This window comes from Pseudomonas sp. Pse35, from assembly GCF_024519715.1.
In the GTDB taxonomy this organism is placed as follows: domain Bacteria; phylum Pseudomonadota; class Gammaproteobacteria; order Pseudomonadales; family Pseudomonadaceae; genus Aquipseudomonas; species Aquipseudomonas paracarnis.
Genome location: NZ_JALJRP010000099.1, coordinates 1 through 268, shown reverse-complemented (window position 1 = coordinate 268; position 268 = coordinate 1). Strand labels below are relative to the sequence as shown.

Sequence of the window (268 nt, the reverse complement as noted above, 5' to 3'; positions counted from 1 at the left end):
GCTTGTAAGGCAGATGCTCTCCCAGCTGAGCTAATCACCCTTCGTTTCGGTGTGGGCGCATCATACACCAAAAAATCGTAATGTCTTGATTTAAATGCAATTTATTTAAAAAAAGTTTAGCGCACGATTTTTTGCCATATTTCGGACAGAAAAAAACCCGCTCAATGAGCGGGCTTTCTTTGGTCACCTGGAGTTCAGCATTCCAGGTGACCGAATATGGCGCAGCGGACGGGACTCGAACCCGCGACCCCCGGCGTGACAGGCCGGT

At 49.3% G+C, this 268-nt stretch carries 1 protein-coding gene; it reads right to left on the bottom strand.

Going from position 1 to position 268, the window contains the following annotated elements; genetic code table 11:
* Positions 1 to 34: 34 nt before the first annotated feature.
* Positions 35 to 268 (bottom strand): hypothetical protein (locus tag OC445_RS26985; protein WP_262020464.1); only part of this gene is annotated, 234 nt, incomplete at its 5' end.